The organism is Oleiharenicola lentus (assembly GCF_051660365.1).
Lineage (GTDB): Bacteria > Verrucomicrobiota > Verrucomicrobiia > Opitutales > Opitutaceae > Lacunisphaera > Lacunisphaera lenta_A.
Map to the genome: position 1 here is coordinate 3,680,624 of NZ_JBOZXB010000001.1, position 24,721 is coordinate 3,705,344.

The following is a 24,721-nucleotide window of genomic DNA, read 5'->3' on the forward strand; positions in this document are numbered from 1 at the left end:
TTCTCGCATCGCATTGCGTTAAACAAGTGATGTTGTGCGCGAACAGATCTTAACTCCCATGAACACTACTCCAGCCTTAAGCCCTATCCGGCGACACCTGTCACTCGTCGCCCGTATTGCGCTGCTCTCCGCGTTTGTCGCGACGGCGCACGCGACCCCTGAGGAAGAATTACAGAAAATGCGCGCTGAAATCGAAGCGCTCCGCGCTGAGAATGCCGCTCTGAAAAGCCGCTATGAACCCGGCGCGACGTCCAGCCAGACCACGTCTGCGTCGACTGAAGCAACGCCGGCGCGCTCCAGCGCTTCGAAAGTCGCCTCGACCGCGCGCACCGAAACTACTTCGACGGATCCCGAAACGCTCTCGTTGTCGGTGTTCTCCGTGACGGGTGCGCGCGACAACGGCTACCTCAAAACGAACTCCGCCACCGCGACCCGCGTCGGCATGGAGATTCAGAAAGTGCCGTTCAACGTCTCTGTGCTCTCGAGCGAATTCCTCGAGGACACCAATACGCGTTCCTTGATGGACGTGTTGCGCTACACCAGCAGTGCCTCGGGTGATACGCGTTTCGCGATGCGTCGCCCCGGTAACGAAGCGACGCCGCAAGGTGGTTTTACGATGCGCGGTTTCCCCGTGAACACGCTCATGCGTAACAGCATTTTCCGCTACATCTCCTACAACCTCGATAACGTCGAGCGCGTCGAGATCGTGAAAGGCCCGGCCGCGGTGTTTTTCGGGCAGGGTTATCCGGGTGGCGTTATCAATTACATCACCAAGCAACCTTCGTTCACTGAAATCCCGAGCACGTTCCGTTACAGCCTGTCTGACCACAACGGTCAGAAGCTCGTCGCCGACGTAAACAAAGTTCTCTCGGACAAAGTCGCGTTGCGCATGATCGGAGCGTGGGAAGATGCGGAAGGCGAGCGTCGGTTTGAGTTCCGCAAGAACTACAACCTCACGCCGTCGGTGACGATCGTGCCGTTCGAAAGCGGTAAACTCCGCGTGAATCTCGATTTCGAGTTCGTGAAAGAAAGCTTCAACATGAACGACTACGACTGGATCTTCAGTGACTTCGCCGGCTGGAAGGCGGCTGCGGCTGGCGGCGCCATCCAGGCCAACTCGGTGAACACTCCGAGTCTCGCCTACGCGACCTACATCAACAACAAGCGCATCGCGACGGGCAACTTCGCCCTGCCGGCTTACACGAGCGTCGAACGCGGCGCTTACTACACGGACGCCTCCGGAAAATTTATTCACGACGAGGAGTTCAATTACACGAGCCGCGGCGCCAAAACCACCAACGAGGTGAAGAACTTCACCGCGACGGTCGACCTCGCGCCGACGACATGGCTTGACGCACGTTACGTATTCCAACGCGACAACAGCCGCTTTAATTCGATTGAAGGCATCACGACACCGTATGCCGATGGCATTCACTGGAACGTCGGTGCTTCGGCCACGTCGGGTTACTATCGTTTTGCGGACACGCACCAACTCGACCTCGTATTCAAAGCGAAAACCAAGGGTATCGATCATAAATTCCTCACTGGCTACTCGTGGTCGCAATGGACGCAGAACTACCTGGCAAACGACATTCGCCTGACGCCGTTCTACGGCTTTGTGCCCGGATCGACCAATCCAATTGCCAATCCTGGCTACGTCGCCGGCACGACCGGTGGAACCCAAGTGGCGGGCAATCTCGTCGGCGAAGGCCGCGGCCACGACACCGGCATCCCGACCGTCAACCAAGTCATCCGTGACCGTAACGGTAGCATCAAACTCGTGAAGGCCGTGTATAGCGATTGGGATCCGGGCTTCGAAGAGACCCCGCCGATCGACAAGCTTTTCCCGATCAGCCGCGTCTGGCTCGACGGCTACAAGCCCACGGTCGAGGCTGCTTATTTGAATTACCAAGCGTCCATGTTTGAAGATCGCTTGAACGTCATCGGTGGTTTCCGCCGTCAATGGCGCGAAGAAAAGGGCCAATACCTCGAGTCGAACTATCCGTGGTTCGTCGTCCCGAATGATGCTTATCTGAATCCGTCCGCGTATCCGGAAGATGTCTGGGGTTACTCAGGCAACTACGCCCGCACAAACGTCTATCGTCGCAAGGGCGACTCGTGGATGGGCGGCGCGTCCTTCGCGATCACGCCGACGATCAATATCTACGCGTCGGTCTCGAAGACCTTCCAATTCAACTTGGGCAACGTCGGCGGTGTCTTCACCGGCAACGAGCTCGCTGTCTTCCAAAGCGCGCTGAGCAATGGCGGCGGCTCCTTCCAATATCTCGGCCAGACCGTCACCTCGGTCGAGCAAGCGCGCAAGATCATGGAAGATCGCGGCGCTTACCGTAACATCAAGGACGAGTCAGGCATGAACTGGGAAGTGGGCGCGAAGATCACGTCTGCCGATTCCAAGATTGTCGGCACGCTCTCGCTCTTCCGCGCCGAGCGCAAAGATCAACGCCTCGACGACGCGGCCAAACAGTCGAACATCGAAGAGCCGTTTAACTTCAGCACGACGCTGTTCGCGCCGGGCACGATCGGCTACAACACGCGTAACTTCCGCTGGCGCACGGCTGATTTGTTGAACCGCATCGAAGGCACCGAAGCCGAAGTCATCTGGTCGCCGCGTTCCAACCTGCAACTCGTGACAAACGCATCGTGGTTGTGGACTGCCAAGACCGTTTACGATCGCACACGTGCAGCGCCGGGTTCGGCGGCCTACAATGCGTCGTCGGCTGCGGCGAAAGTGGCGTCTGACATTTATTACAACGCGCGTATCGAAAACGTGCCGGAGTATAAGTTCACCGTCTTCGGCAAATACACGTTTACCGACGGGGTGTTGCGTCGCGGCTCAGTGGGTGGCGGTGCGCGTTACTCGTCCGAGACGGTCGTTAGTCGCACCGTCGACTGGAATCCGCTCGCGGGCGGTTACCAGGCCGGTGACTACGTGGTGTTCGATGCAACCTTCAGCTATCCGTGGAAGGTGCTCGGCTTCAACCTCACGTCCTCACTGGGTATCTATAACGTGACCGACGAGCAGTATTCCGAAGGCTCCTTCGTGCTGTCGCCCGGCCGGAACTGGATGCTCACGAACACGCTGCAGTTCTAATTTGGGGTTAGTTTCATCGCAGTGGCTCAAGCTCAGGCTTGGGCCACTTTTTTTTGGACGCTTACGAAGATGCGCCAACCGACGGCTTCGGTGCGTCAGAGATTTTTTCGCACGGCAGACCGGCTTCACAAAGCGGACACGCGTCGGGCTTCCAGAGCGCGAAGGGAAGCTGGCAGACATTCACGAGGGCTAGATTTCGATCAGCGGCCAGTTTCTCCGCGGCGTTGCCAAACAGGATCAACGCACCGCAGGCAATTGGTCGCGCACCGCACGCGAGCAGGTCTTCGTAGGTGCCTTTCACCGCCGAGCCGGCGCTGATGGCATCGTCGACGATGGCCACGGTGCGACCGCGCAGGCTGGCCCGTTGGTTGGCGGGCACGCTGTAGCGCACGGGAAACAGTCCAGTGGCTGCGGGTGGTTCGAAGCGTTCGGTGTAAAATGATTCGAGACAGAGTTCGTCAGCGACAAGTTCGGCCAGCTTTGCGCCTCCGGTCATCGGCCCGCACACGGCATCGATGTTGAGCGTCTTTAATTTCGACGCGAGTTCGTGCACGAAGGGCTGCAGGCGGGCGCGATCAAGAAAAGAGTTTATCCAAATCATACCACCACTCGCTGTGGTAGCCCGATTCCATTTGGAAATGCCCGTGTCTGCCGGCGAGCAAGCTGGCGAGTGCGTGAACCATATTTTAAAACGCTTAGAGCGTGACGGGCCGGCCGCTTTCGGCGGAGGCGTAGAGCGCGTTTACGAACGCGACGGCTTTGCGGCCTTCGCGACCTTCAATCGCGAACGGACGATTTTCGAGCAGCGCTGCGCAAATGTCTTCGTATTGACGGATATGACCCGTGAGTGAGATTGCCGTGGGCGACGCTGACCCGGAACCGAGCGCATCGACGGATTTGCCAGCGCGAATCGATTCGTCCTCGGGCTGCGCGGTGGCGAAATCCCAGCGCGTGATGCGGTCGTCTTCGAGGCAGATCGAGCCGGTTTCACCGCAGAGTTCGATGCGTCGCGCCCAACCGGGGCGAATCGCGGTCGTGGCTTCGACCGTGCCAAGCGCGCCGTTCGCGTAACGCAGTGTCGCCACTGCGGTGTCTTCGCTTTCGATGTCGGTGTGCACGAGTCGCGCCGTGCGGCAAAACACTTCGCCCGGCATGCCCGCGAACCACTGCAACGCGTCGAGTCCGTGAATCGCCTGGTTGATGAGCACCGCGCCGCCGTCGAGCGCGCGCGTGCCTTTCCAACCTGTGTAATAGGATGCCGGCCGGTGCCACTTGATGTAAGCGCTTGCGAGCACGAGCCGGCCGAGGCGGCCGGCTTCGATGGCCGCTTTCACAGTCCGCGCGCCATCGCCGAAGCGGGCTTGGAAAATCGCGGCGACGCGCACGCCGGCTTGATCGGCCGCCAAAAGTAATTCGTCTACGCGGGCCGTGGTGATTTCCAACGGTTTTTCGATCACGACGTGTTTGCCCGCACGGATCGCGTCGAGAGCGACGTCGAGATGCGCACCGCTTGGTGTGGTGATGGCGATAACGTCGATGTCTTCGCGTGCAGCGAGCTCCGCTGCGGTCGCGGTTACCTGAACGATGCCGTGCTTGGACGCGAACGCGTGAGCGTTTTCCTGCGAGCGACTGGAGACGCCGACAACGCGCGCATTCGGCAATGAAGCGATGGCTTGGGCGTGGGTGTGGGCAATCGAACCCGTGCCGACGATGCCGAAACCTAAAATGGGAGAGGACATGAACAAACGGTTATTTGCGTTGCTCGGTTTTAATCAAGGCATCCGCCATCTCTTTCGGCATAAGCGTCTCAAAGTAGCTGCGTAATACTTCGAGATTTTCGGGAGCGGCGCCATGATGATCTGCCGAGTAGCTGGCGCGGACATTCTTCATCATCGCATCGTAACCGTCTGGATAGGGAATCCATCCGCGAATTCCGTTTCGGCCATACCACTGCCGGCCTTCACCGCTGACACCACCCCGTGAATCCAGCTCCCTATCGATTGCACTCTTCTCCCAGATTATCGGAAGTTTTTCGCTCGTGGGCGCAGGGAGTCCATTTTCAGAGCTGAACTCATAGCGCTGGTAGAGTGACAACGGAACGGGGCGAACGAAATAGGCATTGATTTCTTCCAGCGTGGCGGGGCGCTTCCCGTCGTTTGTTTGAAGGTAACGCTGATAAGCCGAGGCCAAGCGCCCGATGAATTCTCTTTTCGCGGCCATTCTTAATTCCGCAGCTGCCTTCTTAATATTTGGCGCGCTCGTATCCGCATTGGCAGCGGCTTTGATCCATTGGTCGTCTGTCAACAATTCTATCTCGGGGATGGCTTGATCAGGATGAGACGCAAAATAATCGAGCAGGGCTTCGGTTTTCTCCGCGATTTTTGCGGCGCGCGTCGGCGAACTTTCGGCAGGCGAATGGTGCGGCCGTGTTGTTCCGGTGGGAGATGAGGAGACGATGTCCGGAAATTTCGATGGAGCGACGACTGGCTGAGACGGTAGCTCGCGATTGAGCAGCACGAGTGCGCTTCTGGAAATGGAGACGACGGGAAGCAACCACACGACCGTCCACAGAATTTTTTTCACGCTGCCGTTCATGGATTCCCTTTTTCGCGGAGCTTCTGGCGGCGATAGGGCGACAACGGTGGCTTGATGAAGTCCGCCAGTTCGAGATCGGTGACGTTCTGCCGTTCGGGAAATTGAGTGAGGTAGGTTCTCCGTGCCACGGAGAGATCCGCGTCGAATTCGTCGAAGCGCGAAAACCTCGCAGAGCCGGCTCCAAGGATCATTCTTTGATCTTTGGCTTCATCGGGAGACGTTTTCTCGAAAAGGAGCAGACGCTGCTCTTCCTTGGACAGATTGGTGATGGAGCCTTTCGCAACGAGTTCATAGCGCTCCAAAATCTCCGCCCGCACCGCTTGGTTTTCGTTTTTTAGAAAAGGTAATAGGGCCGACGTCGAAGCGGGCATTTCTCCACCGGATTGCTTCAGGTAGTTCGACATCGCTCTGCCCAGTTCTTCCATACTGAAGTGCGCTTTTGCGTAGCCTCTCAGTGACACCAATCCTTGCTCCAGTTGCCTGGCTTCGGAATCGTCGGCATAGCCTATGGCCACATCGAGCCAGTAGCGCTCAGGCAGGATTTCAAGTTCGGGAATCTTCAGGTGCGGATTTTTGGCGAAGGCGTCCCTGAAGAAGTCAACCCGACCGGACAGATACTCGGCGCGCTTGAGGAGCGCGATTTGGAAGGGCGTTCTTTCGGGCGCAGGAGCCTTTGCTGGTTCGAGGCGAGCGGCGGCTGCTTCGATTTGCGGCGTAGCGATCTTTTGTTCGCGAGGACGGCTCGGATTTAATAGCTCGGTGGCGAGCAACCCAATCGCGACGGCGTAGACGATGCCGATTAAACCACGCAGCGTTTTCGGAGGCAGAGTGGGCACGCGCGGACTGGATTTCTAAGGAAACGTTGACTGACAGTTGGTGCGAGTGCCGGGAGTCGAACCCGGATCATCAGCTTCGGAGGCGGATACACTATCCATTGTGCTACACTCGCAGGGAACCGAGCGGGTAGCTTTCGCGGGCACCGCTCGTTTTCAAGATGTTTGTGCTGCGGCTTTTCTACGCGGGTGGCCGTGGGTCGGCTCACCGACATTTCAACGAGCGCGTGGCTGTCGCCGGTGCGGAGACCGGTGACCACCTGGGACGCTTAGTGCGCGACGTGGACGACTGACGTCATCGGCTGGCCGATTTCCTTGAGGAGGGCTTGAAACCACGGTTGCGTGACGTCGAAGGCTTTGCCGCCTTTGATGCGCGGGAATTCGATGGCGCGCAGTTCGTTGCCGCGTTCTTCGTCGTGGCCGATGAGGCCGGTGATGCCCGCTTTGGCGCTCTCGACGGCTTTGAGCACACACGTATCGATGAGTTTAAAATCTTCCGCGTTGGCAGGCGCAGAACGGGCGAAATAACCGCTTTTTTGCACGAGCGTTTTTTCGGCACCGATCATCGAGGCGAAGCGTTCGGCGAACCACTTGCCGGGGTTGATCGTATCGAGACGGACGTGGCCAAAGGCGTCGCGGGCGACTTCCTTGCCGCTGTCGGTCAGTTCCTTGATGATGCTGTCGAGGCCCGCGCCTTCGCTGATGAACAGATTAACATTGCCGCCCTGGTCCATGACGGCGCGGAGGCGTTTGGCTTCGGCTTCGATGTCGAGAGCCAACTCGGGGAGATAGATCGCGTGGACCGAGTAGCGCTCTTTGGCGAGACCGATGCCGGGCACCCACGTTTTGCCGGCGAGGCTTTGCTGGTAGGCTTGCGCGGTCGCGGCGGTGAGCCAGCCGCAGTTGCGGCCCATGACTTCGTGCACGATGAGCATGCGCGCGCTGGCACCGAGTTCGGTGACGACGTTGGAAAAGAAACGCGCGCCTTGCTCGGCGGCGGTCACGGCGCCAAGGCTTTGGCGGATCGGGATGATGTCGTTGTCGATCGTCTTGGGCAGGCCGATGACGTTGAGTTTGTAACCGTTTTTCTCGAGGTGGGCGGCGAGGTCGGCAGCCGTGGTGTTGGTATCGTCACCTCCGACGGTGTGGAGAATATCGACGCCGTCTTTCGTGAGTTGATCGGCCGCGACGTTGAGCGGGAGCTGGCCTTCTTTGACGAGGCCGCGTTTCACGGCGTCTTTGACGTTGGTGAGTTTGACGCGGCTGTTGCCGATGACGCTGCCGCCGTATTGGGCGAGCACGCTGGCTTGGGCGCGGATTTCGGGAGTCACTTTAATGCTGTCGCCGAGAAGCAGGCCTTTGTAGCCGGAGCGGTAGCAGATGATTTCCCAATCCGGGCATTGCTGCGTATAGTGGAGGATGAGTTGGCCGACGGCGGCGCTGAGGCAGGGGGCGTGTCCGCCGGCGGTGAGGATGGCTACTTTCTTTTTGCTCATGGGTAAAAAAATAAGCGCCGAGCGTGTTATCGCGCGGCGCTTGAGGCAATGTTTGAAAACTGTGTGACGCGCTTACGCGACAGCTTTGGGTTCTTTACGGGACTTCAGCCACTCGCGGAGGAACTCGATGGCGATCGGCAGAACGGAAAGGAAAATGATGGCGAGGATGACCAGCTTGAAATTTTTCTGCACGAACGGTTGCGTGCCGAAAAAGAAACCCGCGTAGGTGAAGAAATAAATCCACACGAAGCCGCCGATCACGTTGTAGGCGAGAAAGCGCGGATAAGTCATCGAGCCGACGCCGGCGATGAACGGCACGAAGGTGCGCACGATCGGCACGAAGCGGGCGAGGATGATGGCGCGACCGCCGTATTTCTCGAAAAAGGCATGCGCTTTATCGAGGTGCTTTTTGCGAAGCCAGAAAGAGTCTTCGCGTTTGAAAACCGCCGGACCGACCTTGGAGCCGATCCAATAATTAAGCGTGTCGCCAATGACCGCGGCGATGAACAACAGACCGGCCATGAAGTGAACGTTCAGCACCGGAACGGGATGTTCTGGGGTCGGTGCACAAAATGCGCCGGCCGCAAACAACAGCGAGTCCCCGGGCAGCAACGGCATGACGACCAAACCCGTTTCCGCGAAAATGATTAAGAAGAGGATGCCGTAAGTCCATGCGCCGTAGTCGGCGATGAGTTCTTTCAGGTGAACATCGATGTGGAGAATGAAATCAAAGAGCTTCTTGATCAGGTCGAACATGGCGGAGGAATGGGCGCGAAGTGACGGGAAACGTCCGGGCAATAAAAAAGCAGGCAGCGTTGAAACTGCCTGCTAAGGAGAGTTCTAAATTAATTAGATACCAGGCTTGGTCTTGCGGAGACCTTGCACGCGGTCGCCGGCTTTCCACTGGCCGCGTTTCTTGAGCAAATCGACGCGCTCGAAGCGTTTCAGGACGTTGCGTTTTTGCACGATACCGCCGCCGGCGGCTTTGAGACTGGGATGTTGGGACATAAAGGGAGTGGTTTTAAGATGGTTTCTGACTCGGGAAGGGTGGGGAGATAGAGTTCGCCCTAGCCCATGACAAGTATTTTTCGCCCACGTTTTCGACGGCGACCTCAATCCATTGCGGCGTGGCGTAAGGATGATGGACATGAATCCACTCGCTTAATCGCGAAGCGTTATCAGGCAGGTATTTAAACCAGATGCGAAATTCCTGCGTATTTTCGATTTTTCCCGCCCAGCGATAATACGAAGTTACGCCCGCGTCGACCTGGGCGCAGGCCGCAAGCCCCGCTTCGACCGAGCCCAACGCCAATCGGTCAGCATCGGCTCGTTCACTGGTGGTGGTCCATGCGATAAACATGCGCTCAATGTCCATGGAGGGCGGTTTCCCGCAAAGCGAAAAGCAGGGTGGCGGCGTGACAAATTAGCCCTTGACCATGCCTCGCTCCGCCGTAGCCCTATCCGTTCACCAAAATTTTCGACTTACCATGAGAGACGAATACATTCGCGAAGCCCAGAAAGTCATTTCGGACCCGAACATCTTGATCAACGTGATTTCCCGTCGCGTGAAGCAACTCCGCCGCGGCAGCCGCCCGCTTGTCGAGTCCCTCGAAAAACTGAGCCCGGAAGACGTCGCCCTCCGCGAAGTCATCGAAGGCAAGATCAGCTACGAGCTGCACACTAGCTGAGTTTCCAAGCCAACGCTTGGTCTTATTATGCGAAGCGAGGCTGTTGGCCTCGCTTCTTTTGTTTTGTAACGTCTCCATTCCCACGCATCAGTTTGATTATTCATGGCCGCCACCAAGCATGACCCGTCCCGTTATACGGAGCTTCGCAATCCGAAGGCTCTGCGGGATTTTTTTGTCCATGATAAGTTCGAGGCGGGCATCAAGCTGGCGGGCACTGAGGTGAAATCCATTCGCGCGGGCAAAGCGCAGATCACGGATGCCTTTGCGCGGTTGGAAAAGGGCGGCGTGTGGCTTTACGGCGCTTACGTCGAAGAGTATTCGCACGGCGGCCTGTCGCAGCACGCGCCGCGTCGCGTGCGCCAACTCCTGCTTAATGCGAACGAAATTCGCAAACTCCAGCAGCAAGTCGAAACCGGCGGACGCTCCATCGTGGCCCTGCGGATGTATTTCAAGCAGGCCCTCGTGAAAGTCGAAATCGCCACGGCGACCGGCAAAAAGCAGTTCGATAAACGCGCCGATATCAAAAAGCGCGAACTGAACCTCGAGGCCCGCAAAGCGCTCAAATTTCGCAAATGAAGAAAAAGCAGCTTAAAAGCGTCACGGTGCGCGTGCCGGGCACCACAGCAAATTGCGGTTCGGGTTTCGACACGCTCGGTCTCGCGCTTACGGTTTATAACGACGTCACGCTGACGCGCGGCGATTGGGTCGGGGCGCGGGCGGCGAAAAGCGCGGATCGCGCCGGTCTTGGCATGGCCGACGAAGCGGCAGCGCTGTTTTTTGTGCGCGCGGGCGTGGAGGAATTTGGTTTTGAACTCGCGATCTCCGGCGACGTGCCGATGTCGCGCGGCTTGGGTTCGAGTGTGACCTTGCGCGCGGGCGTTGTCGCGGCGCTGAATGAACTTTCGGGCGCGCGTCTCACCAAGGACGATCTTTGCATTCTTGTGACGCAACTTGAGGGGCACCCTGACAACGCGACGCCGGCGGTCATCGGTGGTTTTTGCGTGGCGCGTTGCGACCCGCATACGAACGAATTACTCGGCGTGTTGCGCAAGCCCATCGGGCGCGATTTGAACTTCGTCGTGTTCTCGCCGCTTCAGGAATTGGAAACAAAAAAGGCGCGCGGGATCTTGCCGAAAGAGCTGCCGTATTTCGACGCGATCAAAAGTGTCAACAGCGCGACCTACGTCGTCGCCGCGATTGTGTCCGGCCAGTATGAACGCTTGCGCGACGCCGTGCGCGATTTCCTCCACGAACCTTATCGTCTGCCGCTCATCCCGGGCGCAAAGCCCGCGATCGATGCGGGCGTGGCCGCGGGTGCGTTGACGGGTTGGTTAAGCGGCAGCGGTTCCAGTGTCCTTTGTGTGGCTCGTCCCGAAGTTGCGAACAAGGTCGGCAAAGCGATGGCGGCGGCCTTTGCCGGGCACCGGGTCACGGGTAAGGTTCACCTGCTGCGGTGTGACAACACCGGCTTAAAGGTGACCCGCCGGCGCAGCTGAGACAGCGACTTTCGGCGGCACGGATCCGCTCCAGTGTTTGGCAATTTCATCGGCGAGCGTGCGCCACTTAAACGGCTTGTTTACGAAACCGCGCAATGAAGGCATTTCCTGTCTCTCTCGCTCGGTCAGGTGCAGCGAGTGACCCGTGATCATGAGAATCGGAATGTCGGAATTAATTTTTTGCACGCGCTCGATCAGCGTGAGGCCGTTCATTTCTGGCATCTGGTAATCCGTGATGAGCAGGCCGACATTCAAACCCGGCAAGGCACGCAATGCCTCGGAGGGTTTGGTAAAGCCGCGGACCGGACACGAAAGTTGTTCGCCCAGCAGTTGCGCCAACAAGTCAATGTAGGCGATTTCGTCGTCGATCAACACGACGATTTTTTCCGAGGGATTTGAGAGGCGCTCCGACATGGGGATTCTTAACCGAGGTAACCGGTCTTGAGATGAAGCCGCTTTGCGTAAAGCGGATAAACTACTCAGCCCGCGATTTGGGGGCCAATCGTTGACATCGCGTGGCGAACGGCGGCACGCTGCCGTTTTCCATGCTGCACGTCGTGCTGTTCCAACCCCAGATTCCGCCCAACACCGGTAACATCGGTCGGATGTGCGCGGTCACCCGTTCGCGACTTCATTTAATTCATCCACTGGGATTTGAAGTGACGGACAAAAACCTGAAACGCGCCGGCATGGACTACTGGTTCTCGCTCGATGTGCACCATCACGCAGACTGGGCGGCATTCAAGGCGAGCGCGGTCGCGCCGAAGCGCATGTGGCTTTTTACGACGCATGCGAAGCAGGGGTTTTGGGATGTGCGCTACGCCGCGGACGACGGATTGGTGTTTGGCAACGAAGAGGCCGGCGCGCCGGATTGGCTGCACGCCGAATTCGGTGACGCGCATCGCGTGAAAATCCCGCACGCGAATGCCGAACTTCGCTCGCTCAATCTTTCGACGTCGGCTGGTATCGCGACTTACGAGGCTCTTCGCCAAATCGGTGGCCTGACTCTCTAGGCGCGGGAAACGTCGCGGAGATTTTTCGTTGAGCCGATTTTAGGATCGGGCAGGTTCACGGGTAACCCCTTCCAAAATCATGAGAGTATCGCTTTTGTTGCTGGCGTTGGTGTCCACCTTACGGATCTGTGCGGCGGAGGTGGCTCCGCTCAATGAGAGGATTGCAGTCAGTTCGACTGTGGCCCCGGATTATGTCCGTGAACTGGAGGGCGGCAAAGGCCCGCGGGCGGCGACTTACGTGGTCACTGAGGGTAAATTTTTAAGCGGCGGCACCGTGGATCGGAGCATCGAAAAAGTCACTTTCACGCAGCTGATGCAAAAGCTGGCTCCGGATCTAGCCCGGCAAAAATATTACCCGACAAAAGATGAGCCCAACGCGGATGTGCTGATTGTGGTGAATTGGGGAACGACTTTGGTTTTCGATGATCCTTTGAAGGATAAGTCGATCGAAGCGATGAATACGGCGTTGCCGGCCTATCAGGCGGAGATTGCGGCGAACGGAATCGCGGACTCGAGTGCCATGGATTTTATTTCCGATTCGTTGGCGTGGAGCGAAAACAACGTCAGCAGTGCGCAATCGCGTAATGCGACGTTGCTCGGTTATGCCAATAGCTTGAAGCGCCTGGGCGAGCGTGGCGGATACCAAACTGAGAAAGAAAAGACGCTCTACGCCGAACTCAGTGAGGAGCGCTATTTCGTGGTCTTGATGGCCTACGATTACCAGCTGATGAAAAAGGAAAAACGCTCGAAGCTCATCTGGGTGACGCGACTGAGCGTGCGTGCGCCGGGAAATAACTTTACCGAAGCGTTACCCGTGTTGAGCCAGGCTGGCGGGTTGGCCTTTGGTCGACCGGTTGACGGGCTGGTTCACTTGAAAGCGAATATGCGCGAAGGCCGCGTTTCGTTGGGCGAATTGAAATTTCTCGCGGAAACAGAAGTGTTGTCATCAGAAACGAAAAAATAAAAACGTCAGTTGATAGAATAAAAAAAGCGCCCGCACCACTGGCGGACGCTTTGCGTGACGCGATGAATCGCGGGCTTATCGCGACCACTTCGCAGGCAGCTCGACATACATCAAATCGAGCGTCTTACCGTCGCTTTGTTTGCCGGACTGGATGAGCACGCGTTTGCTGTCGGGACTAAAAATCGGATGCGTGTGATCGGGTTTCATTTTGTGATCCGTCGTCAGCAAATGCTTTTCGCCCGTCTCGCGATTGATGATGAAGACATCGCCTTTGAACGTGTCGGCGACCGCCCATTTTCCATCGGGTGAACCATTGCAGTGCCAGAACCCGCCGAGTTGGCCTTTGCCCATGTCTTCTTCGACCTGGCCGAGGAGCTTCATGGTATTAGTGCGAAGGTTGATGACGGCCACGCCGGTCGGGCGTTCACGCAAGTAGGGCAGGTGACCCATGATGTTGAACATCACTTCATCTTTCGTCGCGACCGTTTCATGCGTGATCCACTCGTCGGGCGTTTCCACATAGAGCGGGCGATTGCCAGTGCCGTCGCCACGCACGGTCCACATGCGTTGCGGCGCGTCGCCGGTGGTTTCGTGACAGTAAATAATTTCGCCCGGCACCCATGGATTGGTCTGCACGTGGCCCATGCGGAATTCCGTATCGATCACTTTGGTAACGACGCCAGTCGCGAGATCGATCGCCCGGATGCCGCCGGGGCCTTTACCGTTGGTCGCGAAACGCTGCCGCGCCGCCTCACGAGCTTCAGCCGGATTCGTGTTCGCGTTGTCAATGGAGCGGCGCTCGTTCGGGTTGCTGGCGGTGGCAGGAGCGGTCGCGGCGGGGCGGGGCGGTGGCGTGCCCCACGTCACGCCCCAGTAGGCTTTGGTTTCGTCGGCATCGAGCGCGAAGCCGCCCGCATCGCGTAACTCTTCCGGCAGCGTGCAAACGATGCGCTCATAGGCGGAGGCATCTTTTGGTTTGCCGCTCATCGCGTCGGTAATGAGCGGATCGAGGTTAATCTCCACGAGTTGGCGCGGCGTGGCAGGTGCATCCGCCGCGGCGCCTTGCGCACGACCGCCGCGAATGACGTAAAGCTTCATGGATTTACGCGCGAGATTCTGGCTGCCCGTGCCGCTCAATGGCCCATCGGTCACTTGAATGATGTCGCCGGTGTTTTCGTTAATCAGAAAACTTTGCGAACCATTGCCGCCCCGATTGCCGCGGCCGATGATCCATTTGCCGTCGGCGGTCCAGGTGGTGTGCGTTTGATACGGCTTCGACATGCCGGCGTCATCCTTCGTGAGCACCGTGACTTCGAATCCGGTGACGGCGTCAGTGTAGGTTTTCTTTTCGGAGGCGTAGCGTTTGCCGACATTGGAGGCGATCGCGGTATGCGCGAACAGGCTGCATGCGACCAGCGCGGCGCAACCGAAGACGAAGTGAGGTTTCTTCATAAGGGGTAAAAGCTGACTCTGACCGTGCGCCGCGTTTTTTGCCCCGCAACGCGAAAGCTTCAAAAGCTGACTGTCCGATTAAGAAATCAGTCGCCGCCTTGCCGGCGACTCCTGTCAGGAGGTAACCGTTGGAATCGCGCTCACGAGCGTGCGCGTGTAGTCGTGCTGCGGGCGCTCGATGACGTCGACGGCGTTGCCGATTTCGACGATCTTGCCGCGATACATCACCGCGATCCGATCGGAGATGTGTTTCACCACCGAAAGATCGTGCGCGATAAAAACCATCGTGAGCTGCATGTCGCGCACGAGATCGGCGAGCAGGTTCAGGATTTGGGCCTGAATAGAAACGTCGAGCGCCGAGACGGGTTCGTCGGCGATCACAATTTTCGGTTCGAGCGCGAGCGCGCGCGCGATGGCGATACGCTGACGCTGGCCGCCGGAAAATTCGTGCGGATACTTTTGCATGAAGCGCGCGGCCAGGCCGACTTGCTCCATGAGTTTCGCGACGCGAGGGGTGATCTCGTTCGAGGGCACGGCGCCGTGGGCCAACAGCGGCTCGGCGAGCGTATCGAACACCGTCATGCGCGGGTTGAGCGAGGCGAACGGATCCTGAAAAATCATCTGCAAGTCGCGCGTGATGTCTTTCGCCTGATGTTTGTGGTCCGCCGAAAGCAGCTTTCCGTTTATTTTCACGCTGCCTGAAGTCGTGTGCACCAGTTGCATGATGGTGCGGGCGAGCGTGGATTTGCCGGAGCCGGATTCGCCGACCAAGCCGAGCACTTCGCCGCGGCGCACTGCAAAGCTCACGCCATCGACCGCTTTGACGACGCCGGTTTTTTTCCGAAAAAGAAATCCACTCTCGATGGAGAAATGCGTGCACAAGTCGCGCGCCTCGAGCACGACTTCGTCGCCGATGACCGGAGCGGAGTAATTGGATTTTTCGTTGCCTGCAGCGCCGTCCCCGTCGGCCATGAAATCGAAGCGCGACATGATCTGAGCTTCGGTGAGTGGCTGAGAAAGATCCGGCGGCAGGCCGGGAATTGTGAAGAGGCGCCGGCCTTTTTCCTGAAGCGACGGAATGCAGCGCTGCAACGCTTTCGTGTAGGGATGCTGCGGCGCTTGGAAAATTTCCCGAGTCGGCGCGGATTCGACGATCCGCCCGGCATACATCACTTGCACGCGATCGCAGATGCCTGAAACGACTGCGAGATCGTGCGTGACAAAGATCACCGCCATGCCGAGTTCGCGCTGGAGTTTTTTGAGCAGCTGCAGGATTTGCGCCTGCACGGTGACGTCGAGCGCGGTGGTCGGTTCGTCGGCGATGAGGATGTCGGGCTTGGTGATCAGCGCCATGGCGATCATCACGCGCTGGCGCATGCCGCCGGAAAATTCATGCGGATAACTGTGCAGGCGCTTCGCCGCGTCCTGAATGCCGACCGCTTCGAGCATCGCCAAGCCGCGTTCGAGCGCGGCGGCTTTGGAGATATTTTCGTGAACCAGCAGCGGTTCGATGAGTTGCTCCGAGATGCGCAGGTAGGGATTCAGCGACGTCATCGGATCCTGGAAAATCATCGAGATGCGGCGCCCGCGGATGCTACGCAACTGGCCCGGTGAGCAATTGAGTAGATCGACGCCATCGAAGATCGCGCGCCCGCCTTCGATTTTTCCGGGAGGCTGCGGAATTAACCCGAGCAGCGAGTAACACGTGACGGATTTGCCCGAGCCGGATTCGCCGACGATGCCGAGCGTCTCGCCTTTCTCGATGGAGAAACTGACTCCATTGACCGCGCGATAAATTCCGCTGCGCGTGTGAAAGCTTACCTTCAGGTCGGTGACTTCGAGCAATGGCATGACGATAAACTAAAAACTGGAGGCCGACTCGCGGCTCGCAATGGCAAACTAGCGTGCGCCAGCGTTCAACAGCTCTGTGAAAAGTGTTTCGTAGCGCGCGATCATTTTGTCCCGGGCGAAGCGCGTTGCGGCGTCTTGCGTGCCTTGTTTCGCCACGGCTTCAACGTGTGAGCCGCCGGCGAGGGCAGTTTGGAGGATTTGCGCGAGGGCTGCGTCGTCGCCGACGGGGAACAGCCAGCCGTTTTTGCCGGATTGGATCACATCGGTGACGCCCGGGATATCGCTGGCGACGGCCGCGCAGCCTGCGGCCATGTATTCCACGAGTGAAAGCGGCATGCCTTCGTAGTGAGTCGAAAGCACTGCGACGCGGCAGCGGTGGTAGAGGCTCGTGATGTCGCTGACTTGTCCGAGAAAATTCACGCGCTCGGCGATTCCGAGTTTTTGCACGAGTTTTTCGCACGCGGTGCGATGGCGCTGGTTGCCGCCACCGGCCAAAAGTAAACGGCCTGACCAGCCGGATTGAACGAGCCGGTGCGCGGCGCGAATAAGCGTGGGATGATCTTTTTGGCGCGCGAAACGGGCGGCCATGACGATGTCGGGATTGCGCGCCGCGAATGACGGCATTTCCTTCACGAAAAATGCCGGGTCGACGCCGTTGTGGATGATCTCTAGCCGCTCACTGGCGAGCCGATGCGTCCGTAAATGATCCGCGACGCCGTGGGAAACGCAGACGGTGGCCGACGTGGCACGCGCGAGTTGTCGCGTCTGCCAGCGACGCCAGAACGAGTAGCGCTCGCAGTTGTGTTCGACGTGGATGACGACCGGAATTTTCGCGCGAAACGCCGCTTGGCGTCCCCACAGGTGTTCGCTGTTGCCGTGAGCAACAAAGACCTGCGGCTGAAACGCGGCAATGGCGGCGGCGAGCTGTTGGCGCGTGATGTATTTAAAGCCGCTATCCACCCACACCGTTCGAATGCCGGAGGCGGCAATTTGCGCCTGCATCGACGCAGGCAGCGAAGCGCGCTTTCGGCGAAGAATAAGCAACGGCTCGAAATTACCGGTGCGCAGATGACCGCACGCGATCTCCAAGGCAACTTTAGTCGCGCCGGAGCCGCCGCCAGTGACAAAATGAATGACGCGGGGAGTGGCGCTCATCGATTCGCGAGCGCTTGCAGATAGGGTTCCACGACGGCTTTTACCTCGGCCACGGAAAGCCGCAGCAAAGGACGCGGGCCGGTGACATCATTCGGGCGGACAATGGTGTGGGCCGTGTCCCACGGGTGCCAACGCCACGGTTCGAGCGGGCCGAACAAACCGACGATCGGCAGGTGAAAGGAAGCCGCGAGATGCAGCAGGCCGGTGTCGATGCCGACGGCGAGATCCATGCGTTGAAAGAGAGAATTGGATTCTTTGATCGAAAGCTGGCGGCTCCAGTCGTGCCATTCCCGGACGAGCGGCGAGGGGAGCGCGGCGCGGATTTGTTCGTAGTAATCGGCGAGCGCGGGCGAGTCGCAGAAATGCACTTCGCAGCCGCGTTCGTTCACCAGCCACACAATGAGTTCGGCGAAACGTTCGGGCGCCCAATCTTTCGAAGTGACGATTGATTTCGCGCAGATGAAAACGCGTGGACGATTGCCGGGCGGAAGTGCGGCGGCGACGCGGGCATCGGTCGCGGGGTCAGTCCAGTTTTCGTTGTGCGTGCTGTTGATCGGAATGCCGTCGGCGCGGAGCACATCGAGAAAACATTCCACCTCGTGCTTATCGGCGTAAGGCGTGCTGCGTTGGAGGAGGAAACTGCGTCCGTCAGTCGCGAAACCGACGCGATGCGGAATGCCCGCGAGCAGGGGCAGAATCGCCGAGGAAAACGAGCGCCGCAAAATGTAGCAACGGTCGTAGTGACGCGCGCGGAGGAATTTCGTGATGCCGATGAGGCTGGTGGGGTGTTTCGAAGCGCGCTTTTTTTCGCCTTTCAGTCGCGGCGCGTAGTAGAGCAGTTCGTCCTTGTAGGGGCAGAGCGCGAGCGTGTCGCCGGAAACCGGTTCGGACAGCACGTCGATTTTAGCATTCGGAAATGCCTGGCGAAGGTTGCGCAGCGTCGGAATGGCCAGCACGGTGTCACCGATAAACCGGTAACGAATCACCAGGATGCGCTGCGGTCGGAGATCGGGCCAGGCCATGGGCTAATAAACGGTCGGGTAACCGGGCCCGCGAGCTTTGAAGCGTTTGTGCACCCAGAAATATTGCTCCGGCGCGTGCTTGATGTGCTCTTCGATGATCTCGTTGATGCGCACGGCATCGGCGGAAGCGTCGGCGGTGGGGAAATTTTCCAAAGCCGGCAAAATTGTGAGCGTGTAGCTGTGATCGGCTTCGCGTTTCGCGAAAAATGGCACCACGGCGGCGCCGGTCATCTCGGCGATCTTGCTCGTGGCGGTGTTGGTGATCGCGGGCACGCCGAAGAACGGCAATATTTCCGATGATTTCGTGCGTTTACCCTGGTCAGGCGCATACCAGATCGCCGCGTTGCTGCGCAGCCCGCGCACGAGTCCGCGGAGGTCGTCGAAATGCACGGCGGGTGACATGTGCCGCGCACGCTGGCCGCGCATCAAGTGTGCGACGACGGGATTGTTGGGATCGCGGTAGAGGCCGCCCATCGAGCGCGTTTCCGACATGAAGCGACCGCCGATCTCCAGCGTCGTGAAATGCGCGGTGAGCAACAGCGCGCCTTTGCCGCGGGCCAGGGCCGCGTCGAGATGCTCCGCGCCGACGACGCGGTAAGGCGGCAAATCCTGCTTTTTCGCCCACCAGCCGGCGCACACCTCGAACAATCCGAGGGCGAGCGAATCGTAATGCGCGCGGGCGAGGATGCTGATTTCCTGCACGCTGAGCTTGGGAAAGCAGAGGCGCAGATTCGTGAACACGACGCGGCGGCGAATCGTGAGCACGTTGAAAATAAACCAGCCGAGTCCGCGCGCGAGGAGGCGTTTTTCCGGCCAGGGCAGTTTGTCGAGCAGCCACACTACGCCCACGCCGAACCACATCGGCCAGTGTTGCGGCAGCCAGAGCTTGAGTTGGTCGCTCGCGCGACTCATGCGCCCGATTTTGGGTTGCGGTAGAGCTGCGGGTTCAACGCCGGGTCGTTATACATCTTGAACTGATAATAGACGGAGAACGTGCGGCGTTTCGCGGCGACGTCGGCGAGGAGATCGGCAAGGCATCCGGTGAGATCGGCGCGCTGACGGCGGATGCGCGCAAGCTTCTCGGCGCATTTTTCTTTGTGCGCTGCGGAGGCGTCGGCGCGCACGGTTTCCTCGTGCATGTGAAATTCCTTAAGGGCGAGAATCGAGAGGCGGTCGATCATCATGCCCGGCGTTTCGGAATTGCGCGGGCAACCCGATTCCGGCGGCGTGAGCGCGGCGACGACCGCTTTATCCATTTCCTCGGCGAAGTTGTTTCGCTCCTGGTTGAAGCGGTCGATGTTGCGCTTGGCCTTGTAAACGGCCTCGAAACCGAGGTCGTCGCGGCGGGCGACGTCTTCTTCGTGCCAGAGCGAGAAATTGCGGAGGTGATTTTCCTCCAGCAAGCGATCGAAACCTTCGCCGGTGGCGGCGGGCGTGGCTTGGTGCCAGCGGGCGGTGAGGTCGAGCTGGCGGGCGGCGATTTTGTCGGCTTCGAATTTCATGTGACGGGCTAAATGGAGTTGAAGAAAACCCTGCCGGACACAAGCCTGCGCGCATTCTTTGATGAAAAGCCTCCTCGTGATAAAACCTTCCTCGCTCGGCGACATCGTGCACGCCTTGCAGGTGGTGCAAACGCTCGCAAAGGAGCGCCCGGAGTGCCGGATCAGCTGGGTGGTGCGCGAGCGGTTCGCCGGGTTGGTGCAGGCGGCGCCGTTTGTGCATGAAGTGATTATTTTTCGGCGGCGCGACGGCACGAAGGCGTTTCTGAATCTATTACGAGCGCTGCGCGGCAGGCAGTTCGATGCGGTGTGGGATATGCAAGGTTTGCTGCGTTCGGGGCTGATGACATGGGCCGTGCGTTCACCGCAAAAATGGGGCCGTAAGGATGCGCGCGAGGGTGCGGGCATTTTCTACGATCGACGCGTGGCCCTGCCCGCGGCGGAAGGGCCGCATCATGCGCTGGATATTTTGCAGCAATTTTTGCCCGCAGCCGGAGTTGCCCCGCGGATCGATTTCCCGCTCGTGCTGAAACCCGACGCGGCGCAGCCATGGGCGGAATTTTTTAGCGCGGATCCGGCGAATACGTTTGTGATGTTTACGGACAGTCGTGGCGCGGAGAAGGAGTGGCCGCGCTTTAACGAACTCACGACGCTGATTTTCGAGACGATCCCGAACGCGCGGGTCGCATGGTGCGCGGGCAAACTGGAAGAGCCGAAGGTGGCCGTGCCGGCAGAGCGGTTTCTCAACTTAACCGGTTGCCCGATGGATCAGATGATCGCGCTGGTGCGGCAGCCGGCGACGTTCATCGGCAATGACAGCGGGCCGATGCATTTATCGGCGGCGTCGGGCAATCGTGTGCTGGCGATCTTCGGGCCGACTTCGCCGCAGCGTTTCGGGCCGTATCCGTTATCGAATCGGAAGCACTGCGCCGTGGAAGCGCCGGGCGGAAATCTGGCGGTGCTGGCCCCGGTGGCGGTGTTGGGGGCCTTGCAGGAATTACAGGCGCGGAAACTCTAATGGCGTCGGCGCGAGTTTCTTAAAACGTTGGGAAAAATCGTCTTCTACGCTGCTTCGCGTTTGCATTTAGAAGCGCGAATGCAAATTTAGGAACGCGGTTACCCCACCGCGGTCTCGTTTTAAAACCATGCCGGAAATGCTCATCATCAAGCCCTCCGCACTCCGCGACATCGTGCACGGATTGCAGGTGGCGACGTCGATTAAGGCGCAGCGACCGGAGTGGCGCATTTCCTGGATTGTGCGCGATATTTTTGCGCCGCTCGTGCGTTCGTGCGCGGCGGTGGATCAGATTTACGTGTTTCGCCGGCATGAGGGAGTTCGCGGTTTTTTCCGCACGATGAAGGAAGTGCGGAAGCAGGAGTTCGATCTCGTGCTCGATTTCCAAGGACTCTTGCGCACCGGTCTGATGACGAAGTGGGCGCGGGGAAAAAAGAAGATCGGTCGCGCCGATGCCCGTGAGGGTGCAGGATTTTTCTACGACGAGAAATTGGCATCGACCGCGGCGGGCGCGCAGACGCACGTCCTGGATACGTTGCTGCAATTTTGCACAGTCGTCGGCGCAGAGCCGCAGTTGGCGGGACCGTTGCGCTTCCGCGATCTGGAGCGGCTGCCGCTGGCGTTCATGGATTCGCGCAGAGGGGCGCGGCCGATTTTGATTTTCCCGGATAGCGGTCATCCGGCTAAAAAGTGGGATGGCTACGTGCAGCTGACGGCGCTGCTCATCCGCGAGGGCGGGCGCAAAGTCGTGTGGGCGGGCAATAATTATCTGCCGTGCAAAGAGACGTTTCCCGAGGGCGCGTTCGTGAACCTCACGGGCAACACGAGCCTCACGTCGCTGCCGGCTTTGCTGGCGAAAGCGGACTGGGTGATCTCGAACGACAGCGGCCCGATGCATTTGTCGGCGGCGATGGGGTTCAAAACGATCGGTATTTTCGGGCCGACCGATCCGCGGGTTTACGGACCTTATCCAATCAAGAGTCCGACTAACTTTGCGATCCAAGCCCCGGTGGGCGACATGCGCCTGTTGTCGGCAAAGGAAGTATTTTCGACCTTCAACCGGATTGAAAAAATCTCGCCCAAGACGACTGGAGTGTCGCCGCTGGTCGCGTCGCAATAAACGAGCGGGCGGGATGCGGCGGCTGGATTAATCGGGTGCGGAGAATTTTGTTTATTCCTGCGGGCGGGTGCGTCAGACATGGCCTCCCATGCTCGATCCCAAACTCCTTCGTGAATCGCCCGACACCGTGCGTGCGGCCATTGCCAAGAAGCATCTCGACGTCGATCTCGACGCCGTGCTGGCGCTTGATGCGACGTGGCGTGCGCTTTTGACCGAAGTCGAGGTGCTGCGCTCCAAGCAGAAAGCGGCTAACACCGAGATGGCGGCGCTCAAGAAAGGTTCGCCGGAATTCATCGCCAAAGTGCAAGAGATGAAGGCGGTGTCGGCTGAAGTGAAGGCGAAGGAAGAGGTGTTTAACCAGACCGAGGAAAAATGGCGCGCGGCGATGCTCACATTACCGAATCTCCCGCATGCTTCGGTGCCGGAAGGCCGCACGCCCGAAGAAAACCAAGTTTACGCGACCAACGGTTCGGTCGAAGCCGTATCGCCCAATGCGCAACCGCACTGGGAAATTCCGGGTTTTAGTAACCTCATCGATTTCGCACGCGGCTCTAAAGTCACCGGCGCCGGCTTTCCGTTTTTTGTGGGCGAAGGTGCGAAAATTTCGCGCGCGTTGCTGCAGTTCTTTTTGGATGAAGACGGTAAAGCCGGTTACACCGAGGTGAGCCCACCGATTTTCGTGAACGCCGCGAGCGCAACCGCGACTGGCCAGCTGCCCGACAAGGAAGGCCAGATGTATGAAACCATCGACAAGCTTTACGCGGTGCCGACGGCGGAAGTGCCGCTGACGAATTTTTTCCGCGACGAGATTCTCGATGAAGAGGCACTGCCGGTCTGTCGTTGCGCTTACACGCCATGTTTTCGCCGCGAGGCAGGAAGTTATGGCAAGGACGTGCGCGGCCTGAATCGCCTGCACCAATTCGACAAGGTTGAGCTTTTGAAATGGGTTCACCCGTCGAGCAGCTACGATGAGTTGGAAAAGCTCCGTGCCGACGCCGAGCGCTTGCTGCAAAAACTCGAATTGCCGTATCGCGTGCTGCTGATGTGCGGTGGTGATCTTGGTTTCGGTCAGGCCAAAAAATACGATCTCGAAGTCTGGGCCGCCGGCCAGAAACGCTGGCTCGAAGTGTCGAGTTGCTCGAATTTCGAAGCCTTCCAGGCGCGTCGCGCGCAGATCCGTTTTCGGAGCAAAGAAACTGGCAAGCCCGAGCTCGTGCACACGTTGAACGGTTCCGGTCTGGCGGTGCCGCGTGTGCTGGCCGCGTTGTTGGAAAACAATCTGCAAGCAGACGGTCGCGTGAAACTGCCGGCGGCGCTCGTGCCGTATTTCGGCAAGGAATACGTCACGTTCAAGTGAACGGACGGGCGGGTTTCCGCAGATGAGTTCAGAGAAATCGAGTGTCCGACTCACTGAAAAAGCGTCGGCACTCGCCGCGCGGTTTCCGCTGACACGATTGCATCCCGCACCGCTCGCGCGCGTGGCGAATCGTCGTAACAACGGGAGTGAAACGTGGTGCGTAGCGCTTTCGGGCGGAGCCGATTCGGTGGCGCTTTTGCTGTTGGTCTGGGGGTTGTGGCCGGAGCGACGGAAGCGGGTAGTCGCGTTGCATTTCAACCACAAGCTGCGCGGTCGTGAGTCGGACGCGGACGAGAAGTTTTGCCGGAAAGTGTGCGCAGACCTGGGTGTAAAATTACGCGTCGGACGCTGGCGTCGCGTTGTGAAACGGGCGAGCGAAGCAGAAGCGCGTCAGGCGCGGCACGGGTTTTTCGAAAAAGAAATGGGCGAGCTCGGCAGCGCACTGCTGTGGCTGGCGCATCAACAGGACGATATTGCGGAAAGCATGCTGATGCGGCTCGCGCGCGGGAGTGGCACGGCGGGTCTCGCGGCTCCGCGACCGGTGCAAAGGGTGGGCGACGGGCGGGTGCATCTGCGACCGTTGCTCACAATTAAGAAGAAGGACTTGGTGGTGGCGTTGCGCAGCGTGGGCGTGAAGTGGCGCGAGGATTCTTCGAACGCAGCCGACGACTATTTTAGGAATCGAGTGCGCCGAAATGTTTTGCCCGCGTGGATCGAAGCGGCCGGGCGCGATGCGCAAGCCGGCGCGGCACTGGCGCGGGAGCGGTTGGAAGAGGACGACGCAGCGCTGGAGGCTTGGGTGGCGTCCTTGAAATTGATCAACCGTGGCCGGCTCGATGTTAATGCGCTGGCGGGGTTGCCGCGTGCGATCATCCGGCGTGCGCTGCATGGGTGGCTGTTGAGTTTGAAAAGGCCGGTGGATTTGTCGCGGCAGGGCTTCGAGCAATTGCTAAAGGCGGTCGAGATGGGCAAGCCGACGCGGTTTAGTTTAAGCGCAACCGGTTATGCCGTGTTGAAGCAGGGCGGGTTGAAATTTAGCCTGCGATGACGCTA

25 protein-coding genes and 1 tRNA gene are annotated in these 24,721 nt (G+C 59.0%); 10 read left to right on the forward strand and 16 right to left on the reverse strand.

From position 1 onward, the window contains the following. The first annotated feature begins 58 nt into the window (after positions 1–58). The gene (locus tag ACRRQW_RS14380; RefSeq protein ID WP_438482234.1) at positions 59–3,112 is read left to right on the forward strand and encodes a TonB-dependent siderophore receptor; all 3,054 of its coding nucleotides are present in this window, start codon (positions 59–61) and stop codon (positions 3,110–3,112) included. A gap of 61 nt (positions 3,113–3,173) precedes the next feature. Here ACRRQW_RS14380 and ACRRQW_RS14385 read toward each other — a convergent pair whose 3' ends face one another. From ACRRQW_RS14385 to cutA, 9 genes are all read right to left on the reverse strand, one after another. Beyond that, positions 3,174–3,713 carry a phosphoribosyltransferase family protein gene (locus ACRRQW_RS14385; protein WP_438482236.1) on the reverse strand — a complete coding sequence of 180 codons (540 nt, stop codon included), beginning with the start codon at positions 3,711–3,713 and terminating at the stop codon, positions 3,174–3,176. A 94-nt stretch (positions 3,714–3,807) separates the two neighbouring features. Further along, positions 3,808–4,851 carry a Gfo/Idh/MocA family protein gene (locus ACRRQW_RS14390; RefSeq protein WP_438482238.1) on the reverse strand — a complete coding sequence of 348 codons (1,044 nt, stop codon included), beginning with the start codon at positions 4,849–4,851 and terminating at the stop codon, positions 3,808–3,810. Positions 4,852–4,861: 10 nt separating this feature from the next. Continuing rightward, on the reverse strand, positions 4,862–5,695 hold the full coding sequence (locus ACRRQW_RS14395) for a hypothetical protein (RefSeq protein ID WP_438482240.1): 834 nt from the start codon (positions 5,693–5,695) through the stop codon (positions 4,862–4,864). 8 nt (positions 5,696–5,703) lie between these two features. After that, complete coding sequence (locus ACRRQW_RS14400) at positions 5,704–6,543, reverse strand: hypothetical protein (RefSeq protein WP_438482242.1); 840 nt, start codon at positions 6,541–6,543, stop codon at positions 5,704–5,706. Positions 6,544–6,581: 38 nt separating this feature from the next. Next, positions 6,582–6,656: transfer RNA gene (locus ACRRQW_RS14405), tRNA-Arg, on the reverse strand. A 153-nt stretch (positions 6,657–6,809) separates the two neighbouring features. Beyond that, positions 6,810–8,036 (reverse strand): pyrophosphate--fructose-6-phosphate 1-phosphotransferase, encoded by a 1,227-nt coding sequence (locus tag ACRRQW_RS14410; protein WP_438482244.1) that lies wholly within the window; start codon positions 8,034–8,036, stop codon positions 6,810–6,812. 72 nt (positions 8,037–8,108) lie between these two features. After that, positions 8,109–8,792, reverse strand: a complete 684-nt coding sequence (locus ACRRQW_RS14415) for a DedA family protein (RefSeq protein WP_438482245.1) — start codon at positions 8,790–8,792, stop codon at positions 8,109–8,111. Between the two features lie 93 nt (positions 8,793–8,885). Then, positions 8,886–9,044: a small basic protein gene (locus ACRRQW_RS14420; RefSeq protein WP_438482247.1), complete on the reverse strand. Its 159-nt coding sequence runs from the start codon at positions 9,042–9,044 to the stop codon at positions 8,886–8,888. Between the two features lie 13 nt (positions 9,045–9,057). Continuing rightward, positions 9,058–9,396, reverse strand: coding sequence for a divalent-cation tolerance protein CutA (gene cutA, locus ACRRQW_RS14425; RefSeq protein ID WP_438482249.1), 339 nt, complete (start codon positions 9,394–9,396; stop codon positions 9,058–9,060). A gap of 127 nt (positions 9,397–9,523) precedes the next feature. Here cutA and ACRRQW_RS14430 point away from each other — a divergent pair, with 127 nt between their 5' ends. The 3 genes from ACRRQW_RS14430 to thrB all read left to right on the forward strand — a co-directional run bounded on the left by ACRRQW_RS14430 (position 9,524) and on the right by thrB (position 11,220). Next, positions 9,524–9,724, forward strand: coding sequence for a DNA-directed RNA polymerase subunit omega (locus tag ACRRQW_RS14430; RefSeq protein ID WP_438482251.1), 201 nt, complete (start codon positions 9,524–9,526; stop codon positions 9,722–9,724). A 102-nt stretch (positions 9,725–9,826) separates the two neighbouring features. After that, complete coding sequence (gene smpB / locus ACRRQW_RS14435; protein WP_438482252.1) at positions 9,827–10,300, forward strand: SsrA-binding protein SmpB; 474 nt, start codon at positions 9,827–9,829, stop codon at positions 10,298–10,300. Beyond that, complete coding sequence (gene thrB, locus ACRRQW_RS14440) at positions 10,297–11,220, forward strand: homoserine kinase (RefSeq protein ID WP_438482254.1); 924 nt, start codon at positions 10,297–10,299, stop codon at positions 11,218–11,220. Before smpB ends, thrB begins: the two co-directional genes overlap by 4 nt. Here the strand turns inward: thrB and ACRRQW_RS14445 are convergent. Continuing rightward, the gene (locus ACRRQW_RS14445; protein ID WP_438482256.1) at positions 11,194–11,634 is read right to left on the reverse strand and encodes a response regulator; all 441 of its coding nucleotides are present in this window, start codon (positions 11,632–11,634) and stop codon (positions 11,194–11,196) included. The two genes, thrB and ACRRQW_RS14445, sit on opposite strands and share 27 nt — an antisense overlap. Before the next feature lie 131 nt (positions 11,635–11,765). Between ACRRQW_RS14445 and ACRRQW_RS14450 the strand changes: the two genes are divergently transcribed. After that, positions 11,766–12,233 carry a tRNA (cytidine(34)-2'-O)-methyltransferase gene (locus ACRRQW_RS14450; RefSeq protein ID WP_438482362.1) on the forward strand — a complete coding sequence of 156 codons (468 nt, stop codon included), beginning with the start codon at positions 11,766–11,768 and terminating at the stop codon, positions 12,231–12,233. 79 nt (positions 12,234–12,312) lie between these two features. Next, the gene (locus ACRRQW_RS14455; RefSeq protein ID WP_438482258.1) at positions 12,313–13,197 is read left to right on the forward strand and encodes a hypothetical protein; all 885 of its coding nucleotides are present in this window, start codon (positions 12,313–12,315) and stop codon (positions 13,195–13,197) included. Between the two features lie 75 nt (positions 13,198–13,272). Here the strand turns inward: ACRRQW_RS14455 and ACRRQW_RS14460 are convergent, their stop codons facing one another. The 6 genes from ACRRQW_RS14460 to ACRRQW_RS14485 form a co-directional block, all read right to left on the reverse strand. Beyond that, positions 13,273–14,649 carry an oligogalacturonate lyase family protein gene (locus tag ACRRQW_RS14460; RefSeq protein ID WP_438482260.1) on the reverse strand — a complete coding sequence of 459 codons (1,377 nt, stop codon included), beginning with the start codon at positions 14,647–14,649 and terminating at the stop codon, positions 13,273–13,275. 114 nt (positions 14,650–14,763) lie between these two features. Beyond that, on the reverse strand, positions 14,764–16,500 hold the full coding sequence (locus ACRRQW_RS14465; protein ID WP_438482262.1) for an ABC transporter ATP-binding protein: 1,737 nt from the start codon (positions 16,498–16,500) through the stop codon (positions 14,764–14,766). 48 nt (positions 16,501–16,548) lie between these two features. After that, positions 16,549–17,655, reverse strand: a complete 1,107-nt coding sequence (locus tag ACRRQW_RS14470; RefSeq protein WP_438482264.1) for a glycosyltransferase — start codon at positions 17,653–17,655, stop codon at positions 16,549–16,551. Continuing rightward, positions 17,652–18,677 carry a glycosyltransferase family 9 protein gene (locus ACRRQW_RS14475; RefSeq protein WP_438482266.1) on the reverse strand — a complete coding sequence of 342 codons (1,026 nt, stop codon included), beginning with the start codon at positions 18,675–18,677 and terminating at the stop codon, positions 17,652–17,654. Before ACRRQW_RS14475 ends, ACRRQW_RS14470 begins: the two co-directional genes overlap by 4 nt. A 3-nt stretch (positions 18,678–18,680) precedes the next feature. Beyond that, the gene (locus ACRRQW_RS14480; RefSeq protein WP_438482268.1) at positions 18,681–19,589 is read right to left on the reverse strand and encodes an LpxL/LpxP family acyltransferase; all 909 of its coding nucleotides are present in this window, start codon (positions 19,587–19,589) and stop codon (positions 18,681–18,683) included. Beyond that, positions 19,586–20,179, reverse strand: coding sequence for a DUF4254 domain-containing protein (locus ACRRQW_RS14485; RefSeq protein ID WP_438482270.1), 594 nt, complete (start codon positions 20,177–20,179; stop codon positions 19,586–19,588). The genes ACRRQW_RS14480 and ACRRQW_RS14485 overlap by 4 nt, the downstream gene beginning before the upstream one ends. Before the next feature lie 61 nt (positions 20,180–20,240). Between ACRRQW_RS14485 and ACRRQW_RS14490 the strand changes: the two genes are divergently transcribed. From ACRRQW_RS14490 to tilS, 4 genes are all read left to right on the forward strand, one after another. Further along, positions 20,241–21,194 (forward strand): glycosyltransferase family 9 protein, encoded by a 954-nt coding sequence (locus ACRRQW_RS14490; RefSeq protein ID WP_438482272.1) that lies wholly within the window; start codon positions 20,241–20,243, stop codon positions 21,192–21,194. Between the two features lie 127 nt (positions 21,195–21,321). Beyond that, a complete protein-coding gene (locus ACRRQW_RS14495) occupies positions 21,322–22,311 on the forward strand; it encodes a glycosyltransferase family 9 protein (RefSeq protein ID WP_438482274.1) in 990 nt (329 codons plus the stop codon). A gap of 88 nt (positions 22,312–22,399) precedes the next feature. Next, a complete protein-coding gene (gene serS, locus ACRRQW_RS14500; protein WP_438482276.1) occupies positions 22,400–23,668 on the forward strand; it encodes a serine--tRNA ligase in 1,269 nt (422 codons plus the stop codon). Between the two features lie 22 nt (positions 23,669–23,690). Then, positions 23,691–24,716 carry a tRNA lysidine(34) synthetase TilS gene (tilS, locus tag ACRRQW_RS14505; RefSeq protein WP_438482277.1) on the forward strand — a complete coding sequence of 342 codons (1,026 nt, stop codon included), beginning with the start codon at positions 23,691–23,693 and terminating at the stop codon, positions 24,714–24,716. The last annotated feature ends 5 nt before the right edge of the window (positions 24,717–24,721 follow it).

Excerpts from the sequence above, each read along its gene's own strand:
- thrB (WP_438482254.1), top strand. The coding sequence starts at position 10,297 with ATGAAGAAAAAGCAGCTTAAAAGCGTCACGGTGCGCGTGCCGGGCACC.
- ACRRQW_RS14380 (WP_438482234.1), top strand. The coding sequence starts at position 59 with ATGAACACTACTCCAGCCTTAAGCCCTATCCGGCGACACCTGTCACTC.
- ACRRQW_RS14445 (WP_438482256.1), bottom strand. The coding sequence starts at position 11,634 with ATGTCGGAGCGCCTCTCAAATCCCTCGGAAAAAATCGTCGTGTTGATC.
- ACRRQW_RS14450 (WP_438482362.1), top strand. The coding sequence starts at position 11,766 with ATGCTGCACGTCGTGCTGTTCCAACCCCAGATTCCGCCCAACACCGGT.
- ACRRQW_RS14495 (WP_438482274.1), top strand. The coding sequence starts at position 21,322 with ATGCCGGAAATGCTCATCATCAAGCCCTCCGCACTCCGCGACATCGTG.
- smpB (WP_438482252.1), top strand. The coding sequence starts at position 9,827 with ATGGCCGCCACCAAGCATGACCCGTCCCGTTATACGGAGCTTCGCAAT.
- ACRRQW_RS14470 (WP_438482264.1), bottom strand. The coding sequence starts at position 17,655 with ATGAGCGCCACTCCCCGCGTCATTCATTTTGTCACTGGCGGCGGCTCC.
- tilS (WP_438482277.1), top strand. The coding sequence starts at position 23,691 with ATGAGTTCAGAGAAATCGAGTGTCCGACTCACTGAAAAAGCGTCGGCA.
- ACRRQW_RS14460 (WP_438482260.1), bottom strand. The coding sequence starts at position 14,649 with ATGAAGAAACCTCACTTCGTCTTCGGTTGCGCCGCGCTGGTCGCATGC.
- ACRRQW_RS14490 (WP_438482272.1), top strand. The coding sequence starts at position 20,241 with ATGAAAAGCCTCCTCGTGATAAAACCTTCCTCGCTCGGCGACATCGTG.
- ACRRQW_RS14390 (WP_438482238.1), bottom strand. The coding sequence starts at position 4,851 with ATGTCCTCTCCCATTTTAGGTTTCGGCATCGTCGGCACGGGTTCGATT.
- ACRRQW_RS14455 (WP_438482258.1), top strand. The coding sequence starts at position 12,313 with ATGAGAGTATCGCTTTTGTTGCTGGCGTTGGTGTCCACCTTACGGATC.
- ACRRQW_RS14430 (WP_438482251.1), top strand. The coding sequence starts at position 9,524 with ATGAGAGACGAATACATTCGCGAAGCCCAGAAAGTCATTTCGGACCCG.
- ACRRQW_RS14415 (WP_438482245.1), bottom strand. The coding sequence starts at position 8,792 with ATGTTCGACCTGATCAAGAAGCTCTTTGATTTCATTCTCCACATCGAT.
- serS (WP_438482276.1), top strand. The coding sequence starts at position 22,400 with ATGCTCGATCCCAAACTCCTTCGTGAATCGCCCGACACCGTGCGTGCG.
- ACRRQW_RS14475 (WP_438482266.1), bottom strand. The coding sequence starts at position 18,677 with ATGGCCTGGCCCGATCTCCGACCGCAGCGCATCCTGGTGATTCGTTAC.
- ACRRQW_RS14485 (WP_438482270.1), bottom strand. The coding sequence starts at position 20,179 with ATGAAATTCGAAGCCGACAAAATCGCCGCCCGCCAGCTCGACCTCACC.
- ACRRQW_RS14385 (WP_438482236.1), bottom strand. The coding sequence starts at position 3,713 with ATGATTTGGATAAACTCTTTTCTTGATCGCGCCCGCCTGCAGCCCTTC.
- ACRRQW_RS14420 (WP_438482247.1), bottom strand. The coding sequence starts at position 9,044 with ATGTCCCAACATCCCAGTCTCAAAGCCGCCGGCGGCGGTATCGTGCAA.
- ACRRQW_RS14465 (WP_438482262.1), bottom strand. The coding sequence starts at position 16,500 with ATGCCATTGCTCGAAGTCACCGACCTGAAGGTAAGCTTTCACACGCGC.
- ACRRQW_RS14480 (WP_438482268.1), bottom strand. The coding sequence starts at position 19,589 with ATGAGTCGCGCGAGCGACCAACTCAAGCTCTGGCTGCCGCAACACTGG.
- cutA (WP_438482249.1), bottom strand. The coding sequence starts at position 9,396 with ATGTTTATCGCATGGACCACCACCAGTGAACGAGCCGATGCTGACCGA.
- ACRRQW_RS14410 (WP_438482244.1), bottom strand. The coding sequence starts at position 8,036 with ATGAGCAAAAAGAAAGTAGCCATCCTCACCGCCGGCGGACACGCCCCC.